This is a genomic window from Bradyrhizobium brasilense (assembly GCF_029714345.1).
In the GTDB taxonomy this organism is placed as follows: domain Bacteria; phylum Pseudomonadota; class Alphaproteobacteria; order Rhizobiales; family Xanthobacteraceae; genus Bradyrhizobium; species Bradyrhizobium australafricanum.
Window position 1 is genome coordinate 8,875,156 of record NZ_CP121669.1, and the last position, 17,853, is coordinate 8,893,008.

Sequence of the window (17,853 nt, forward strand, 5' to 3'; positions counted from 1 at the left end):
TGGCGTATCAACCGAACAGCCGCATCAGCAGAGCCTTGCCGACCGGCGCCGCGCGCACACCGTGGAAGGCGCGGACATATTCGCCAGCATAGAATGCGCGCACGACATTGACCCGTGTCGCCATAGCATCCTCGAAGCGGACGCCGAAGCCGTCGCGGGTGCGGCGGACCACGGTCGCGGCGACGTTCTGTCCGTAGACATTGCATTTGATCAAGGAACCGATGGCGGGCGGGACGGGATCGATGAAGCGCGCACCCGAGATCGAGATATCGGCCATCCGGATCAAGCGCATCTCGCTGTCCTGATGGATGAGGATCGGCTCGTCGCGTTCGAACCGCTCGGCCTTGCGGCGCCGCGGCTGCTCGATGCAGATGAAGCACACGATCGCGAGCACGACGCAATTGTAGAGGCTCCAGGCCAGCGCCAGCCCGCCATAGGCTATGCTGTCGCCGCGCAGATGCAGGATGAAGGCATAGGCGATCGCCAGCAGCGTGATCAGCAGGGCGGCGCCGTAGAGCCGCAGCAGCGGCCATTCGATGAAGCGGCGGTTGCGGTCGCCGCCCTTGGCCGTCACCTTGAATTTGTGGCCCTGCGGCCTGGCGAGGCCGGTCACCACCGCCTTCAACACCGCGGGCGCCGCGATGTATTGCGACACGTCGGTCATGATCGCGAGCGAGCGGCCGCGCGATATCCAGGCCATCGTGAAGGCGTGCCAGACATAGAACGGCAGGAAATATTTCAGCAGCTCGAACAGGTCGGCATGGACCGCCTTGACCCCGAACAGCAGATAAAGCCACGGCACGACCAGGCCGAAAACCTTGGTGCCGTAGACCGCCGCCCAGCTCATGAAGGCGTCGACCAGCGACAGCCGGTCCATGAATGCGAGCTTCGATTGCCGCGAGAATGGCCCGCTGCGGCCCCGGAAGATCTGCATGAAGCCGAGACACCAGCGCCCGCGCTGCGTGATGTATTCCTTCAGCCCCTCCGGCGCGAGGCCGATGGTCAGGCGCTCGTTCAGATAGACCGTGCGCAGTCCCTTCTCCTTCAGGCGCAGTGTGACGAGGTAATCCTCCGTCACCGAATCGGTCGGGAAGCCGCCGATCTGCATCAGGCCGGAGAAGCGGATCAGCGACGAGGTGCCGCAGCAGAATGCCGTGTCCCAGGCATCCTTGGCCGGCATCAGGATATCGAAGAAGAAGCGCTGCTCGTCGGGCCACACATCGGTCGCCGCAAGATTGGTCTGGATCGGATCCGGGTTGATGAAGTGCTGCGGCGTCTGCACGACGCCGACGCTGCCGTCCTGCATCAGGCTCATCGCCCGGGTCAGGAAATCCGGCATCGGGACAAAATCCGCATCGAGGATCGAGATGAACTCCGGCCGCTCAGCCAGCCCGGAAACGTGCTGGAGCGCATGATTGATGTTGCCGGCCTTGGCGTGGCGGTTGTCCGGGCGGGCCAGATAGTTGCAGCCGAGTTCCTGGGTGAGCCGGCGCAGCCAGAGCCGCCGCCCGTCGTCGAGCACCCAGACGCGGTAGTTCGGATAGTTCAGCCCGGTCGCGCCGATGATGGTGCGCTCCAGGATCGCCTTCTCCTCGTTGTAGGTGCAGATGAAGACGTCGACGAGCGGCGCGTTTGCGGGCAACCTCGATCGGCGCAGGATCGCATTGACCTCAGGCGAACGGTCGATCGTGCGGCTGAGAAACAGCAGCGACAGGCACACCGCGATCATCGAGGCCGCCTCGGCCAGCATGAAGGGATAGCCGACCAGCGTGTCGGCGGTGAGGCCCGGAGGCGGCAGGGTGTGGGTCACCCGCCACGCGAAATAGTGGACCAGCAGGACGAACGACATGCCGGTCATCATGACGCGGGCCAGGGTCTGCTCACGGTGGAGCAGTGGCAGGATTGCAAGGCAGGCGCCGAATGCGACCAGCCCGGGCGCAAATGCCGCCATCATGACTTTGCCGCGTCCGCGTTGAACACCACGCGCCCGGTGCGGCCGACCGCGCAATCCTTGCCCGTGGTGTCGAGCGCCGGCATCGACACCGTCACCCGATACGGCTCCTTGTTCAGCGCATCCGGATTGATCGCAAGGTTCGCGGGCGCGCCCGACGCGCCGGTGAGATTGACGATCTCGCCCTGCAGCGCGGCGCTGCCGTCATTCGGCTCGAAGCTCGCCTGCTCGCCCAGTTTCAGACCGTTGTAGACGCTCTCGGTGACGTTCGCCGTGACCACTGCGCCGCTGCAGTCGAGCAGCTTGAGCAAGGGCTGCCCGGCCCTGACGTCCTCGCCGGGCGACGTCATCATCTCCCAGATGCGCCCCCCGACCGGCGCCTTGATGTCGGCTTCCGCCCGGTTGACGTAGTGCAGCTGCTCGGCGGCGATCTCGTGGGTCAGCCAGTCGATCTCGGCATCGGCATGTGCCAGATCGGCGCGCAGATCGCTGACGCGCTGGCGCATCTCCTCCTCGCGCTGCACGGAGCTCGGCCGGTCGTTGTAGCTGTCGCCGAGATAGGTGCCATTTCTTGCGGCGGTGAGCTCGACCTTGGCGGCGTCGAGACGCCGTCGAGCGCCGATTTCGGTCTGCTGGGCGATCGCCTGCTCGCGCGTCAGGCGAGCCATTTCGACCGTCGACACGCTGCCCGATTTGATCAGCGACGACGCCCGCTCGACGGCGGCCACGGCCTCCTCCCGCCGCGCGGCGGCGGCCTCGATCGCAGTCTGGATTTCGGCGATCCGGGCCTCGAGCTGGAGGATGCGGCCGTCACGGAACTGGCCGGCCTGGCGGGCAAGGTCCTGTTGCGCCGTCTCGGCAGCCGCAAGCTTGGCCGCCAGACTCGGGCGCTCATTTTCCAACCGCGACATCTGCCGCCGGAGATCATCGAGCCGGGCGCGATCGCCGCGCGCGTTGACGACGTGAAGGATCGCATCGCCCTCGCGCACCACGCTGAGCTGCGTGGATTTCTGCGGCTTCGCGCTCACGGTGCCGTCGATCGGCGAGCGCAAGGTCACGATCCTGGCGTTGACCACGGCCTCCACGCTCGAGGTCTGCAACACAGCCCTGAGCGGCAGCCATCCGAAGACGGCCACGATGGCAAGGCCAATGCCGACCTTGAGCAGGCGGCGAACCATCCGGCCTGATCCGGCAGGCGCTTCGGGATGGGGAGCGCTATCGCTGACCGGCTCGTCGTGCTCCGGCTGCAGCCGTTCCTGCAGATCGCGCTGCAATCCTCGCGCGCCCTCCGCTTCATCCCTGGTGACGGAACTATTGTCTTCGGGAAACGGCTTGTGCTGCTGCGCCTGATTCATGATGACCGGCCCCTGATCTGTCAGTGCGCGAACCAACGCACAGCTCTGCAGAGCGATGCCGTTGCCGGACAGATCCAATAATCAGGTGCTTCAAAAGCGGCTAAAGCGAACCGGGCATCTTTCGAAAAAATTGCTGCAATTTGCCTCCGTCGGGAGCCTGGCGCGGGAGCCGCGCCGTCGACCTGCTCCGCCCATCATTCCGGTGCGCCATTGCGCAGCCGAGGGCGTCTGCAGAACTGAGCCCGGAATCCATCAGGGCCGGGGCTAGGCGGGGAATGGATTCCGGGCTCTCACGGAGGCTGTGATCGGACCCGTCTTGCGCGACCCAGGCGTGAGCAGCCAGCGCTTCGGTCCCGGCAGCCTGCCGGACTTGGAATTCAGGGCCGGCTACCCTGAATCTGGCACGTCGAATTGCGGCTGCAGCGCCGCCAGGCTGGCTCCCAGCAAGGCCAGGTAGCTGGCCTGACAGACCACCACGCCGAGATCGAATGCGTCCAGCAGATCGATCCACGGGTTGTCGGCCGACGTGCTTGCTGTTTGCTTGCCACCATCGATAACGGAAGGCTGGAAGCTGCGATCGCGTCTCTGAGGCCTTGCCTCGTGGTCGACGTCGTCGGAGCAAACGATCAGATGCAGGCGTGCGCTGGGCATTTCAATCTCCGTCACTGATTGGCGATTGCTGAACCCCGGAAATCTCTACCGTCATCGAGTTACCCAATAAGCGTAGTCACCGGGATGGAACGGGCCATTGAACGGAGGTTGATCCGACCGTTACATTCGGTGGGGACGACTCATACTTGAGTTTAGGTCGCAACCTGGACCTGAGCGCGCTCAATGGCTTCGCTTTCTGCGCGATCTCACGGGTTTGGACCACCAAAAAGGCCGGCGTCATCCCGCCCGGGCGGCAAGAAAGCTGCTAACATACAGTCTATTGGGAGGGCGACGTTGTCGCCGCTGATGGTAGCAGTCACCTAGCGACGCAGCGCGGCCCATGATGATGGCCAAGTGCTGGGCTGCCGATGATCCGCGACCCGACCACGAAGTCTTGGTCGGCCGAGCAATGGCTGCTCGGCGGCATGGTGCTGGCCTTGGCGGCAACCTGCATCGGGCTGTTGCTAGGTCCGCAGCCGGCAGCTTCCGCCCATCTGGTTGCCCTGGCGCTGCTCGTCGCGTCGCTGACCGCCGCATTGCTGATGATCCGCCTGGTTGGCCGTTCGCAAAGGCGGATGGAAGCCATGTTGCGCGGCCGAGCCAGCAGCGAGGAGCGCGCGATGGAGGCGCTGCGCAACAGCGAAGCGCAATGGAAGGAGGTATTCGAGCACAACCCGGTCATGTACTTCATGGTCGACGCAACGGGCCTCGTGCTGTCGGTCAACACGTTCGGCGCGGCACAGCTCGGCTACACCGTCGACGAGCTGCTCGGACAATCGGTGCTGCGGGTCTTTGCCGCCGAAGACCGGGATATGGTCCAACGCAACGTCGCGGCATGCCTCGACAACATCGGCCAGACCCACAATTGGGAAATCCGGAAGGTCCGGAAGGACGGTTCAAGGATTTGGGTTCGTGAAAACGCCAAGGCGGTGCGGCGGCTGGGCGATCAGCTGATCGTGCTGATCGCATGCGAGGACATCACCGAGCGCAAGCACGCCGAAAATGCGCTGCAGCAGAGTGAAATGTACCTGACCGAAGCCCAGCGATTGAGCCACACCGGCAGCTTCGGCTGGCACGTCGCCAGCGGCGAGATCATCTGGTCGGAAGAGACGTTCAGGATCTTCGAATTCGACAGAGCTCCTTCCATCACGCATGCCACGGTCCTGCAGCGCGTCCATCCGGACGATCGCGCCCGCGTGCAACGGACCATCGACCGCGCCTCGCTCGACGGCAAGGACTTCGAGCACGGCTACCGATTGCTGATGCCCAATGGGGCGATCAAATTTGTTCACGCCAGGGCGCATACGGTGACGAACCTTTCGGGCGACACCGAATTCATCGGAGCGGTCACCGACGTGACCGCCCGCAAGCGAGCCGAGGCGGAGTTGCACGAAGCGCAGACCAACCTCGCGCACGTCACGCGCGTGACGGCGCTCGGCGAGCTCGCCGCGTCGATCGCCCATGAAGTGAACCAGCCGCTTGCCGCCGTGGTCACCAATGCCGCGGCATGCCTGCGGTGGCTCAACCGGGCGGCCCCCGATTTGAACGAGGCTCGCGGCGCGGTCAGGTCGATCATCAGCGACGGCAACCGGGCGGGCGAGGTCATCCAGCGCGTCCGCGCGATGGTGAACAAGACCACCGGTCAGAAGGCGCCGCTCGACGTCAATGAAGTCATCAACCAGGTGATCGGGCTGGTGCAGCATGAACTGCAGCGTCACCTGGTATCCTTGCAGCTCGACCTCGCTCCCGCGCTCCCGTCTGTCGTCGCCGACCGTATCCAGCTGCAGCAAGTCATCCTCAACCTGGTCCTCAATGGTATCGAGGCCATGCAGCCGGTCACGGACCGGCCGCGGGAGCTCGTGATCCGGACACGCCATGACGAGGCCGGGCAGATCGTGGTCACGGTCACCGACTGTGGCGTCGGAATCGCGACCGAGAATGCCGAACGGCTGTTCGACGCGTTCTACACCACCAAGGCCAGCGGCATGGGGATGGGGCTGTCGATCTGCCGATCGATCATCGAAGCTCACCGAGGCCGCCTGTCCGTGGCCGGAAACATCGGCCCCGGCGCGACGTTCCAGTTCACCTTGCCACTGCACGAAGAGGATCATGCATGGTGACCGGGCGCGCGGCATCGCCTTCTGGTCTGGCAAACGCCGAGGATCCCATCGTCTTCGTCGTCGACGACGACGTATCCGTGCGGGACGCCCTGAGCAATCTGTTCCGGTCGGTCGGCTTGCGGACCGCAGCATTCGGCTCGGCCCATGAATTTCTACAGCGCAAGCCCCCGGATGTCCCGAGCTGCCTGATCCTCGACATCAGGTTACCGCGGGTGAGCGGGCTGGACTTTCAGGGGGAGCTGGCGAAGGCGGGCATCGATATTCCGATCATCTTCATGACCGGCCACGGCGATATCCCGATGACGGTCAGGGCCATGAAGGCCGGCGCTGTGGACTTCCTGACCAAGCCATTCCGCGATCAGGACATGCTGGATGCCGTCACGACGGCGATCGAGCGCGACAGGAATCGTCGCGATGAGGCCAAGGTTCTTGCCAACCTGCGCGCCGCCTTCGCGACCCTGACGCCGCGTGAACGCCAGGTGATGACGCTCGTCACGGCGGGGTTGATGAACAAGCAGGTCGCCGCCGAAATCGGTGTGGCCGAGATCACAGTGAAGATACACCGCGGGCACATCATGCGGAAAATGGCGGCAAAGTCGTTACCCGATCTGGTCAGGATGGCACAGATGCTCCAGATCGGACCGGCAGCCGGCGGGGCGCAAACCTAAGTATGATTCTCCGGCCCCGATTGGCGACGCACTGTGGTCCCCACATGATGCACACGCCAGAGGCCCTTCCGGCCCGGGAAAACCTCCTTGCCCAACCCGCCAGTGATATCAATCATCGACGATGACATGTCGGTTCGCACCGCGACCGACAATCTCGTCAGGTCGCTAGGCTACGCGGTCGAGACCTACGCGTCGGCCGAGGAATTTTTGCACTCGCCCCGCCTGAATGACACATCCTGTGTGATCGCGGATGTCAGGATGCCGGCCATGAGCGGGCTCGACCTGCAGAGCCACCTCATTGCCAGCGGACACCGCTTTCCGTTCATTTTCGTCACGGCGTTCTCGGTCGAAGGCGATCGCGTCCGGGCGCTGAAGGCTGGAGCGATCTGCTTTCTGAGCAAGCCCTGCGACGGGGACGTCCTGATCAAATGCCTCGATACCGCCCTCAGGCAGCACAGCGCGGCGCCGGGCGCGTGAAGTTGGATCAGCCGTGACCAGGCCGGCTATACGCAAGGATGATGCCACAAAACATCTGGACAAGTTGCGCATGGACGGCGGCGGCGCGAGATTTCGCATCGTCGTCCTTCGGGAAGATCGACGGCAAGGACAGCACCAGACATTTTGATTGGCAAATGGCAATTCCTCGGAGGGAGGTCGCCATGCGTGCGGAACCGCGCTGCGCCCAGTGTGACAGCGAAGACCCCAAGATCATCTGTTTGCGAAATCCGGCGGGCGAACGCTACTGCGGACGCCTCTGCCTCTACAAAGGCCAGGAGGATTTCATCCGCTGGCTTTGGCGCGCGAATGCGGAGGCAGCGTCATGACAGCTCGTTGCGGAAATCCGGCCTGCAAGCGGCCTTTCGGCCTGATCCGGCACAATTGGTACTTTGAGCAGTTTTGCTCGACGAAGTGCCGCGAGATCCACAAGCGGCAGCTGGAGCGCAACAAGGCCTATTGGAAGTGGCTGTATCCCTTCCCCAGAACCGGCGCCCCATCGAAAAAGCCGATCTGACGACGTCGGCCAATAGCGCGCAAGGAGTCTCACATGACGACGGTCGATGCGATGCTGGTGGGAGCGATACTCGCGTGGGTACCTTCGCTCGTCGTGTTCCTCTATATCGTGCGCGATCTGCGCAACATGCCCAGCGAAGATCTCGATTGATCGCCGCACCGGCGGCCGAAGCGGATTGCTGGATCGTTGTCTTGACGCGCTTCTTCACGCGAACCGGTTCCCACTCGAAAACGCTCTAGACCTCCACGCCCTCGTGGCGCAGCAGCCAGCGCTTGCGCTCCAGCCCGCCGCCATATTTGACCAGCGAGCCGTTGGCGCCGATCAGGCGATGACAGGGCACGACGACGCTGATCGGGTTGGAGCCGTTGGCATGGCCGACCGCGCGCATCGCATTCGGCGCGTTCAGTTTCGCCGCCAGCGCGCCGTAGCTCATGGTGGTACCGTGCGGAATGTTCGGCAGCGCGTGCCAGACCTTCTGCTGGAACGGCGTGCCGGCGACGCGCCATTCGACATCGGTGAGCCGATCGAGATCGCCCTTGAAGTAATCGCCGAGCGCCTTGCGCATCGCAGTCGGCGCGTGGCCGTCCCGCAGCGTCACGGCGCCATAATGCAGCCGCAGCAGGTCGAGCATGCGCCCTTCATAGTCGTCCCAGTCGAGCGCGCGCAGCACGCCGTCGTCATCGGTCACCAGCAGCGCGGTGCCGATCGGGGTCTTGAGGCGGTCGAGGTTGAAGGTCTGTGCAGTCCTGCGGTCGGCCATTGTCATATCTCGGGCAAGCAGATCGGTCGGCATACAATTCACCGCCCGCATGCTAGCGTCCACCCGAATTCCGGTTAAAGCGTTTTCAAGCGAAGTGGACACCGGTTCGCGTGAAGAAAACGCGTCAAAACAACAATCTTGAGCTTTGATTCTGATTCAATCAGAACCGAAGCTCTGGGGGACCGCAATATGCTGCTTGCCAATGTTCTGGTCGCGGTGGTGGCCATGCTGCACGTCTATTTCCTTGTGCTCGAGATGTTTCTCTGGACCAAGCCGCTCGGGCTGAAGACGTTTCGCAACTCGATCGAGAAGGCAAACGATTCTGCGGTGCTCGCCGCCAATCAGGGGCTCTATAACGGCTTCCTCGCCGCCGGACTGATCTGGGGCCTCGTACATGGCAATCCGGCCTTCGCGTTCCAGATCAAGACATTTTTCCTGCTCTGCGTGATCGTCGCCGGTGCCTATGGCGCCGCCACTGTCAGCCGCCGCATTCTTTATGTGCAGGCGGCTCCCGCTGCGTTGGCGCTGATCCAGCTCTGGCTGGCCTAACGCGCGGGCGCGCTTTTGTTTTCTTGAGCATGATCCGCTCGGAAACCGCTTCACAGTTTTCCGGATCATGCTCAAACGCGACATCGCGCGCAGGGTGCATCGTCTTGCAATGGCCCAGCCGTTCCTCCATCATCCCGTGCAACGGTGACATCCGCCGGCCTGAGCTTGCGGACAAGATCACCGGCAACAGGGAGGTCACGGACATGAGAAGCGTGCAATTGCTCGCTGCGACGGCGCTTGCGATCGCGTTGTCGGTTACATCGGCCACCGCGCAGAAGAAATACGACATCGGCGCGACCGACACCGAGATCAAGATCGGCCAGACCGTGCCGTTCTCCGGCCCCGCATCCGCCTATGCCGGCATCGGCAAGACCCAGGCGGCGTACATGAAGATGATCAACGATCAGGGCGGCATCAACGGCCGCAAGCTGAACCTGATCCAGTACGACGACGCCTATTCGCCGCCGAAAGCGGTCGAGCAGGTACGCAAGCTCGTCGAGGGCGACGAGGTGCTGTTCACGTTCCAGATCATCGGCACGCCGTCGAATGCGGCCGTGCAGAAATATCTGAATGTCAAGAAGGTGCCGCAGCTGCTCGCCTCCACCGGCGCCTCGCGCTTCTCCGACCCGCAGAACGCGCCGTGGACGATCGCGTTCAACCCGAACTACCAGTCCGAGGGACGCATCTACGCCAAATACATCCTGGCCAATCACCCCAACGCCAAGATCGGCATCTTCTACCAGAACGACGATCTCGGCCGCGACTACATCACCGGCCTGAAGAGCGGGCTCGGCGACAAGGCCGCCAGCATGATCGTCACCGAGGTGTCCTACGAGCTGACCGACCCGACGGTCGATTCCCAGATCGTGAAGCTGAAGGCCGCCGGGGTCGATTTGGTCTATGACGCCTCGACACCAAAATTCGCCGCGCAGGCGATCCGCAAGATCGCCGATCTCAACTGGAACCCGGTGCACATCCTCGACATCAATGCGAGCCCGGTGTCGGCGACGCTGAAGCCGGCCGGTCTCGACATCTCCAAGGGCATCATCTCGACCAATTACGGCAAGGATCCCGCCGACCCGCAATGGAAGGACGATCCCGGCGTGAAGGCCTATTTCGCCTTCATGGACAAGTATTATCCGGAAGGCGACAAGCTCAACACCGTCAACACCTACGGCTACTCGACGGCCGAGCTCCTGATCCAGGTGCTCAAGCAGTGCGGCGACGACCTCACCCGCGAGAATCTGATGAAGCAGGTGACCAGCCTGAAGAAGTTCGTGCCGAGCCTCGCGCTGCCGGGCATGTCGATCACGACGGGGCCGAACGACTATCGCATCAACAAGCAGATGCAGATGATGAAGTTCAACGGCGAGCGCTGGGAGCTGTTCGGCCCGATCATCGAGGACACCGGACCGGCGGGCTAGCCGCGGTCGGGACGAGACTCCACTCCCTCTCCCCGTTCTTACGGGGAGAGGGTCGGGGTGAGGGGCTGCTTCCGCGCATCGCTGCATTAGCTGCGCCCGCGGAGACTCCCCTCACCCGCAGGCGGGGCGAGGTAAAGCGGGCCCCAACCTTCGCGCCGCTCCACCCACCTTTTCGCACCGCCCCCTACTTTGGTTGACTGAAATCGCTCACCTTTTCGGCAGCGCTCGTCTTGCGTTGCAACAACGGTTCCTCCAGTATCCCGGCCCAGCGATGGCGACCGCGGGACCTTGAGCCCGCGGACAAGATCATCGGCCAACCATCAGTCACGTGAGGGAAACAGCACTATGAGGAACGGGATTTTCCACCTGGTCACGGGAACGGCGCTCGCGATCGCGCTGTCTGCAACGTCGGCCTTTGCGCAGAAGAAGTACGATCCGGGCGCGAGCGACACCGAGATCAAGATCGGCCAGACCGTCCCCTTCTCCGGACCGGCCTCCGCCTATGCCTCGATCGGCAAGACCCAGGCAGCCTACTTCAAGATGATCAACGATCAGGGCGGCATCAACGGCCGCAAGATCAACCTGATCCAGTATGACGACGCGTATTCGCCGCCCAAGGCCGTCGAGCAGGTGCGCAAGCTCGTCGAGAGCGACGAGGTGCTCTTGACCTTCCAGATCGTCGGCACGCCGTCGAACGCCGCCGTGCAGAAATATCTCAACGCCAAGAAGGTGCCGCAGCTGTTTGCCGCCACCGGCGCCTCGAAGTTCACCGACCCGAAGAACTTCCCCTGGACGCTCGGCTTCAACCCGAACTACTTCGTCGAAGGCCGCATCTACGGCCAGTACATCCTGAAGGAGCATCCCAACGCCAAGATCGGCGTGCTCTATCAGAACGACGACCTCGGCAAGGATTATCTGAACGGCATCAAGGCCGGCCTCGGCGACAAGGCCGCCAAGATGATCGTGGCCGAAGCCTCCTATGAGGTCTCCGACCCGACCATCGATTCCCAGGTGATCAAGATCAAGGACGCCGGCGCCGACCTGTTCTTCTCGGCCTCGACGCCGAAGCAGGCGGCGCAGGCGATCAAGAAGATCGCCGAGCTCGGCTGGCACCCGATCCACATCGTCGACATCAACGCGACCTCGGTCGGCGCCGTGCTGCAGCCGGCGGGCCTGGAAGCCTCCAAGGGCCTGATCAGCACCAATTACGGCAAGGATCCCGCCGATCCGCAGTGGAAGGACGATCCGGGCATGAAGCGCTATTTCGACTTCATGGCCAAGTACTATCCCGACGGCGACAAGAACTCGAACTTCAACACCTATGGCTACTCGACCGCCCAGTTGATGGTGCATGTGTTGAAGCAGTGCGGCGACGACCTGACCCGCGACAACGTGCTGAAGCAGGCGACCAACCTGAAGAATGTCGAGCTCGACATGGCGCTGCCCGGCATCAAAGGCAACACCGCGCCGAACGACTATCGCGTCAACAAGCAGCTGCAGATGATGCGCTTCAACGGCGAGCGCTGGGAGCTGTTCGGCCCGATCCTCGAGGACGCCGGCCCGGCCGGCTAGCCGGTTCGCGCAGGTTTGAAATGCAATCGGCGGCCTCCACCAGGCCGCCGATTTGTTTGCGGGGATGTCCTATCACCGTCACCCTGAGGAGCGCGAAGCGCGTCTCGAAGGGTCGACGGCCACCAGCGGGGCCGTGCATGCTTCGAGGCTCGCTCCGCTCGCACCTCAGCATGACGGGGATGGAGATCGCCGCGACCCATCGATTTTTACGCGCCTACTCCGGAATCTCGCCGAAATTCTTCCCCACCGGCAGCACGGCATGGCGGATCAGGCGGGAATCGTCCACCGCGGCCTGGCGGTGTTTCACGGCCTCGCGATAGACGGGATCGCGGATCATCTCGACGAAGGCGGCGACGCTTGGATATTCCGCGATGAAGCAGTGATCCCAGCGCTCCTGCTGCGGACCGATCAGCATCAGCTCGAAGCGGCCTTGCCAGACGATGCGGCCGCCGAGCCGCTCGAACACCGGCCCGCTCTCGCGGCCATAGGCCGCATAAGCCTCCGCGCCGGTGGCCCTGCGGCCATCGGGATAGGCGGCCCATTCGCGCAAGCGTACCAGGTTGAGCATGTGGATCGGGCCCGGCCGGTTGTTGTCCCGGAATTGCGCGAAAACGTCCTTGGTCGGATCGATATGGCCCATGCGGCGCTCCTTCGTTTCTTGTTCCCTAGCGCGATCGCTCGATCGCGCTCTTCCATCCTGTTTGAGCATGATCTCGGCGCAAACGCTCCGCGTTTGTCGCGAGGGAAAACCGGTGCCCACTTTTCCTGATCATGCTCTTTATGTAGCACGCGCTGCCTCACCTCCTAATGCCCCGTTAAGCTTTGCGTAACCGCCCCTTAAACCGGGAACGCTAGCGTGCGTCCCTGTCAGGGTGTGAGCGTTGCGGATGGCGTGGGGACGGAAAAAAGGCGGTGCGCGCAAGGAGCCGCTGTTCGGGCTTCCGGCCGCGCTTGCCGACCTTCGGCTGTCGCCGTCCGACCGCATTCCCGGCGGCGGCGACGACAAGCCCGCCAAATCCAAACCCAAGAGCAGCGACAAGGTCAGCGATTCCGGCAGCGAGAAACCGCGCCCGTCGCGCAGCGGCAGCAAGCGGCGCAGCAAGTCGCGGGGCTTCGGCATCGGCCGCCTGTTCTATTGGACCGCGGTGCTCGGCCTGTGGGCCGGCATTGCGGTGATCGGTGTCGTGGTGTGGGTCGGCGCGCATCTGCCGCCGATCCAGTCGCTGGAGATTCCCAAGCGTCCGCCGACGATCCAGATCGTCGGCATCGACGGCAGCGTGCTGGCGCAGCGCGGCGAAATGGCCGGCGCCAATATCGCGTTGAAGGATCTGCCGCCCTATCTGCCGAAGGCCTTCATCGCGATCGAGGACCGCCGCTTCTATTCGCATTACGGCGTCGACCCGGTCGGCATCCTGCGCGCGGCGGTGACCAACCTCCTGCATCGCGGCGTCTCGCAGGGCGGCTCGACGCTGACCCAGCAGCTCGCCAAGAACCTGTTTCTGACCCAGGAGCGCACCATGCAGCGCAAGCTGCAGGAGGCCGAGCTCGCGCTCTGGCTGGAGCGCAAGCATTCCAAGAACGAGATCCTCGAGCTCTATCTCAACCGGGTCTATTTCGGTTCCGGCGCCTATGGCGTCGAGGCCGCCGCCCAGCGCTATTTCGGCAAGTCGGCGAAGAACGTCACGCTGCCGGAAGCCGCGATGCTGGCCGGCCTCGTCAAGTCGCCGTCGCGGCTGGCGCCAAACCGCAACCCTGAAGGCGCCGAGCAGCGCGCGCAGGTCGTGCTGGCGGCGATGGCCGACGCCAAGTTCATCACCGAGGCGCAGGCCAAGGCCTCGATCGGCCAGCCCTCGATTGCGGTGAAGCCGGCCGGCGCCGGCACCGTGAACTATGTCGCCGACTGGATCGGCGAAGTGCTCGACGATCTGGTCGGCCAGATCGACCAGGACATCGTGGTGCAGACCACGATCGATCCGAAGCTGCAGAACGTCGCCGAAGCCGCCATCATCGATGAGCTCGCCGCCAAGAGCGTGAAGTTCAATGTCAGCCAGGGCGCGCTGGTGGCGATGACGCCGGACGGCGCAGTGCGCGCCATGGTCGGCGGCCGGAACTACTCGGAGAGCCAGTACAATCGCGCGGTCACCGCGAAGCGGCAGCCGGGCTCGGCGTTCAAGCCGTTCGTCTATCTCACCGCGGTCGAGGCAGGGCTGACGCCGGACACCATCCGCACCGACGCGCCGCTCGACATCAAGGGCTGGAAGCCGGAGAACTACACCCACGAATATTTCGGCTCGGTGACATTGACCCAGGCGCTGGCGATGTCGCTGAACACCGTCGCGGTGCGGCTCGGCGTCGAGGTCGGCGCCAAGAACGTGGTGCGTACCGCGCACCGGCTCGGCATCTCCTCCAAGCTGGAGCCCAACGTCTCGATCGCGCTCGGCACCTCGGAAGTCTCCGTGATCGAGCTGGTCGGCGCCTATGCGCCGTTCGCCAATGGCGGCTACGTGGTGTCGCCGCATGTGGTGACCAAGATCAAGACCAGTTCGGGCAAGCTGCTCTATGACCGTCCGACCGATCCGCCCAACCAGGTGATCGAGCCGCGCTACGATTCGATGATGAACAGCATGATGCGCGAGACGCTGATCTCGGGCACCGCGCGCAAGGCGGAGATCCCGGGCTGGACCGCCGCCGGCAAGACCGGCACCAGCCAGGATTATCGCGACGCCTGGTTCATCGGCTACACCGCCAAGCTCGTCACCGGCGTCTGGCTCGGCAACGACGACAATTCACCGACCAAGAAGGCGACCGGCGGCGGCTTGCCGGTGGAAGTATGGACCCGCTTCATGAGGGCGGCGCATCAGGGCGTGCCGGTCGCCGCGATCCCGAACTCGCAAGGCAGTTGGGGGCCGGCGAACCTGGTGCAGATCTCGTCGCAGGTCACCGCGCCGTCAGCACCGGCGGGGCCGATGCAGATTCAGCCACCGACGCAGGCATCGCAACCGCCGGCGCCGGTACCATCCGGCGGTTACTATCGCCCGCCACCGCCGACGCCGGCCCGCGCCTCGGCGCCACCCAACCCGAACGCGCGGCCCGAGGCTGCGGCTGGACTGGACGGCTGGCTGGCCGATCGGTTGTTTCGGTAGGCGGTCGATAGCTGGTGCGTGGGATGGGTAGAGCGCAGCGAAACCCATCAGCTTCGTACCGCGACATCAATTGATGGGTTTCGCTTCGCTCTACCCATCCTACAAGAGCCAACTGCCGTCATTGCCGGGCTTGACCCGGCAATCCATCCAGAAAGAGCTTCTTTGTTCGCTGGATGCGCGGGTCGAGCCCGCGCATGACAAGTTGAGGAGCCGGCGCTGCTACGCCCTACTCCTGAATCCCGTAGCGGTGCAGGTCGTTGCCGTAGGTATCGAGCCAGTTCTTGGCGCGCGCCACCGACGCGCAGACCTTGTCGACCACCCGCCAGAACCGCGCCGAGTGGTTCATCTCGACGAGATGGGCGACCTCATGCGCGGCGAGGTAATCGAGCACGAAGGGCGGCGCCAGGATCAGCCGCCATGAGAACGACAGCGAACCCGCCGAGGTGCACGAGCCCCAGCGGCTCGACTGATCACGGATCGAGATCCGGCGTACCCGCACGCCGAGTTCCGCGGCGTGAAGCTGCGCCGCCTTCTGCAGGTCCTTGCGCGCCTCGCGCTTGAGGAAGTCGTGCACGCGGCGATCCATGTACTCGACGCCGCCGGCGACGCAAATGATCCTCTCGCCGCTGTCGCGCGTCTCGGTCCACACCGTGCCGCGCTCGCCCGAGCGGTGCACCAGGCGATGCGGCACGCCGCGCAACGGCACCACGGTGCCGGGCTGGAACGGCGCGGCCTTCGGCAAGCGGCCGAGACGGGCGGCGATCCAGCCGCCATGGAGATTGGCGAACTCCTTGGCTTCCGGAATCGTGCCGCGCGGCGGCATCGTCAGGATCGCTTCACGATCGGTTGGATGTATCCTGAGTGTGTAGCGGCGCGCGCGCCTGTGCCGGCGCAACCTGACGGTGAAGAACTGGGAGCCGTGTCTGACCAATACGGTCGCGGGTTCGGCAGGCCGCCGATAGAGGAGCGCGCGAGTAGCCATTTCTGAGAGTCCGGGGAGCAGGAGTTCGCCCGAACTTTGCCATATCCGCCGCCAGGGAAAGCGCTCGGCGCAAAAACAAATCATTTGCCCAATATACAGGGGTCGGACGTTAATTGACCTCTACCGGCAGGGGCTGGAACCGGAATTTTTCCGATGAATCAAGGTTACGAAAAAAGCCCAAAGAATGAAATTATACTCATCCCTTGAACCCTGCCCGATTTGAGATTCTTTTAGTTAAATCAGTGGCTTGCGCGACCGCGAAAATCGCGGCCGGGGCGATACCTATTCGGCGGCGGCGACCAGGGAAAGCCGCGTATTGGCCGCCGAAACCATGAAATCGGAGATCCGCGGCACGATTTCGGACCGGAAACGCGAGCCGTTGAACACGCCATAGTGCCCGACGCCCTTCTGCACGTAATGCACGCGGCGATGGTTCGGGATCGCGGTGCAGAGTGCGTGCGTCGCCTCGGTTTGGCCAAGACCTGAGATGTCGTCCTTCTCGCCTTCGACCGTCATCAGCGCGACGCGGCGGATCTTCGACGGATCGACCGGCTTGCCGCGATGGGTCATCTCGCCCTTCGGCAGCGCGTGCTTGACGAAGACGAGGTCGACGGTCTGCAGGTAATATTCGGCGGTGAGATCCATCACCGCGAGATACTCGTCATAGAATTCGCGGTGCTTGTCGACGAGATCGCCGTCACCCTTGACCAGATTGGCGAACAGCGCCTTGTGCGCGTCCATGTGCCGGTCGAGGTTCATGCTGATGAAGCCGTTGAGCTGCAGGAAGCCCGGATAGACGTCACGCATCACGCCCGGATGCGGGAACGGCACCTTGGTGATGACATTGTTGCGGAACCACTCGATGCCGCGCTCTTCCGCGAGGTTGTTGACCGCGGTCGGATTGCGCCTGGTGTCGATCGGCCCGCCCATCAGCGTCATCGACAGCGGCACGAACGGGTCGTTGTTGGCTTCCATCACCGAAACCGCTGCGACGACAGGCACCGAAGGCTGGCACACCGCGATGACATGCATATTGCCGCCGAGCGCGTGCAGCATCTCGATCAGGTAGTCGACATAGTCCTCGAGATCGAACCGGCCGGCCGCGAGCGGCACCATGCGCGCATCGGCCCAGTCGGTGATGTAAACCTCATGCGTCGGCAGGAACGCCTCGACCGTGCCGCGGAGCAGCGTCGCATAGTGGCCCGACATCGGCGCCACGATCAGCACGCGCGGCTGCGGCGAACGCAGCGGGCGCGTCAGCTTGCGATCGAAATGCAGCAGGCGGCAGAACGGCTTTTCCCAGATCGAACGGACCTCGACCGGGGTGCGGATGCCGTTGACCTCGGTCGTCGGCAGGTTCCATTCCGGCTTGCCGTAGCGGCGCGTGGTGCGCTCGAACAGCTCGCAGCCGGCGGCGATCGACTTGCCGAACTCGGTGTGGGTCCACGGATTGAGCGGGTTCTGAAACAGGATCTTGGTGGCGTCGGTCACCGCGCGCACCGGATTGAGCGACGCATGCGCCATCTCGTACATCCAGTACAACGGCGTCGTGAGTGCCGGGCTGCCTTCCGCCGCTAGTGGCGGGGCACCGCCAAATTCACCGATGGGCATAGTATTTTCAGACCCCTGTTTTGCGCCGCAGCATACTGACCAATGCGTAACAATG

At 63.8% G+C, this 17,853-nt stretch carries 16 protein-coding genes; 9 read left to right on the forward strand and 7 right to left on the reverse strand.

Features of this window, described 5'->3' with window-relative positions:
* Positions 1 to 7 precede the first annotated feature (7 nt).
* The 3 genes from QA635_RS41105 to QA635_RS41115 form a co-directional block, all read right to left on the reverse strand.
* Positions 8 to 1,954 (reverse strand): glycosyltransferase, encoded by a 1,947-nt coding sequence (locus QA635_RS41105; RefSeq protein WP_283065843.1) that lies wholly within the window; start codon positions 1,952 to 1,954, stop codon positions 8 to 10.
* Entirely contained in the window at positions 1,951 to 3,306 is a 1,356-nt protein-coding gene (locus QA635_RS41110) for an HlyD family secretion protein (RefSeq protein ID WP_283065845.1), read from the reverse strand. The genes QA635_RS41105 and QA635_RS41110 overlap by 4 nt, the downstream gene beginning before the upstream one ends.
* Before the next feature lie 387 nt (positions 3,307 to 3,693).
* The gene (locus tag QA635_RS41115) at positions 3,694 to 3,957 is read right to left on the reverse strand and encodes a hypothetical protein (RefSeq protein WP_283065847.1); all 264 of its coding nucleotides are present in this window, start codon (positions 3,955 to 3,957) and stop codon (positions 3,694 to 3,696) included.
* A 368-nt stretch (positions 3,958 to 4,325) separates the two neighbouring features.
* Between QA635_RS41115 and QA635_RS41120 the strand changes: the two genes are divergently transcribed.
* The 5 genes from QA635_RS41120 to QA635_RS41140 all read left to right on the forward strand — a co-directional run bounded on the left by QA635_RS41120 (position 4,326) and on the right by QA635_RS41140 (position 7,757).
* Complete coding sequence (locus tag QA635_RS41120; RefSeq protein ID WP_225164062.1) at positions 4,326 to 6,077, forward strand: PAS domain-containing sensor histidine kinase; 1,752 nt, start codon at positions 4,326 to 4,328, stop codon at positions 6,075 to 6,077.
* The gene (locus tag QA635_RS41125; RefSeq protein ID WP_283065849.1) at positions 6,071 to 6,745 is read left to right on the forward strand and encodes a response regulator transcription factor; all 675 of its coding nucleotides are present in this window, start codon (positions 6,071 to 6,073) and stop codon (positions 6,743 to 6,745) included. The genes QA635_RS41120 and QA635_RS41125 overlap by 7 nt, the downstream gene beginning before the upstream one ends.
* A gap of 126 nt (positions 6,746 to 6,871) precedes the next feature.
* Positions 6,872 to 7,222 (forward strand): response regulator transcription factor, encoded by a 351-nt coding sequence (locus tag QA635_RS41130; RefSeq protein WP_283065851.1) that lies wholly within the window; start codon positions 6,872 to 6,874, stop codon positions 7,220 to 7,222.
* Between the two features lie 38 nt (positions 7,223 to 7,260).
* Positions 7,261 to 7,569, forward strand: a complete 309-nt coding sequence (locus QA635_RS41135; protein WP_225164064.1) for a hypothetical protein — start codon at positions 7,261 to 7,263, stop codon at positions 7,567 to 7,569.
* Positions 7,566 to 7,757 carry a hypothetical protein gene (locus QA635_RS41140; protein WP_092088849.1) on the forward strand — a complete coding sequence of 64 codons (192 nt, stop codon included), beginning with the start codon at positions 7,566 to 7,568 and terminating at the stop codon, positions 7,755 to 7,757. Before QA635_RS41135 ends, QA635_RS41140 begins: the two co-directional genes overlap by 4 nt.
* A 235-nt stretch (positions 7,758 to 7,992) precedes the next feature.
* On the opposite strand, the gene QA635_RS41145 is transcribed toward QA635_RS41140, so the two are convergent.
* Positions 7,993 to 8,517 (reverse strand): methylated-DNA--[protein]-cysteine S-methyltransferase, encoded by a 525-nt coding sequence (locus QA635_RS41145; RefSeq protein ID WP_283065854.1) that lies wholly within the window; start codon positions 8,515 to 8,517, stop codon positions 7,993 to 7,995.
* 189 nt (positions 8,518 to 8,706) lie between these two features.
* On the opposite strand from QA635_RS41145, the gene QA635_RS41150 reads away from it, so the two are divergent.
* From QA635_RS41150 to QA635_RS41160, 3 genes are all read left to right on the forward strand, one after another.
* The gene (locus QA635_RS41150; protein ID WP_283065856.1) at positions 8,707 to 9,066 is read left to right on the forward strand and encodes a DUF1304 domain-containing protein; all 360 of its coding nucleotides are present in this window, start codon (positions 8,707 to 8,709) and stop codon (positions 9,064 to 9,066) included.
* A gap of 203 nt (positions 9,067 to 9,269) precedes the next feature.
* Positions 9,270 to 10,490, forward strand: coding sequence for an ABC transporter substrate-binding protein (locus QA635_RS41155; RefSeq protein ID WP_283065858.1), 1,221 nt, complete (start codon positions 9,270 to 9,272; stop codon positions 10,488 to 10,490).
* A gap of 345 nt (positions 10,491 to 10,835) precedes the next feature.
* Positions 10,836 to 12,062, forward strand: coding sequence for an ABC transporter substrate-binding protein (locus QA635_RS41160; protein WP_018269220.1), 1,227 nt, complete (start codon positions 10,836 to 10,838; stop codon positions 12,060 to 12,062).
* A 214-nt stretch (positions 12,063 to 12,276) separates the two neighbouring features.
* Here QA635_RS41160 and QA635_RS41165 read toward each other — a convergent pair whose 3' ends face one another.
* Positions 12,277 to 12,702: a DUF1330 domain-containing protein gene (locus tag QA635_RS41165; RefSeq protein WP_283065861.1), complete on the reverse strand. Its 426-nt coding sequence runs from the start codon at positions 12,700 to 12,702 to the stop codon at positions 12,277 to 12,279.
* A gap of 247 nt (positions 12,703 to 12,949) precedes the next feature.
* Here QA635_RS41165 and QA635_RS41170 point away from each other — a divergent pair, with 247 nt between their 5' ends.
* Positions 12,950 to 15,205, forward strand: coding sequence for a transglycosylase domain-containing protein (locus QA635_RS41170; RefSeq protein ID WP_283065863.1), 2,256 nt, complete (start codon positions 12,950 to 12,952; stop codon positions 15,203 to 15,205).
* A 226-nt stretch (positions 15,206 to 15,431) separates the two neighbouring features.
* Here QA635_RS41170 and QA635_RS41175 read toward each other — a convergent pair whose 3' ends face one another.
* A complete protein-coding gene (locus QA635_RS41175) occupies positions 15,432 to 16,271 on the reverse strand; it encodes a M48 family metallopeptidase (protein WP_283065864.1) in 840 nt (279 codons plus the stop codon).
* A gap of 198 nt (positions 16,272 to 16,469) precedes the next feature.
* The gene (locus QA635_RS41180; RefSeq protein ID WP_028341465.1) at positions 16,470 to 17,798 is read right to left on the reverse strand and encodes a polyhydroxyalkanoate depolymerase; all 1,329 of its coding nucleotides are present in this window, start codon (positions 17,796 to 17,798) and stop codon (positions 16,470 to 16,472) included.
* Positions 17,799 to 17,853: the final 55 nt, after the last annotated feature.